The 255-nt window shown below is 53.7% G+C and carries 1 rRNA gene; it reads left to right on the forward strand.

The annotated features are described in order from the left end of the window. Positions 1 to 255, forward strand: a 16S ribosomal RNA gene (locus tag LC455_RS31220); the annotation flags it as partial.

The raw sequence follows: 255 nt of genomic DNA on the forward strand, positions 1-255 counted from the left end.
GCCGCAAGGCTGAAACTCAAAGGAATTGACGGGGGCCCGCACAAGCGGTGGAGCATGTGGTTTAATTCGAAGCAACGCGAAGAACCTTACCAGGTCTTGACATCCTCTGACACTCCTAGAGATAGGATTTTCCCCTTCGGGGGACAGAGTGACAGGTGGTGCATGGTTGTCGTCAGCTCGTGTCGTGAGATGTTGGGTTAAGTCCCGCAACGAGCGCAACCCTTGATCTTAGTTGCCAGCATTCAGTTGGGCACT

This window comes from Neobacillus bataviensis (assembly GCF_019969725.1).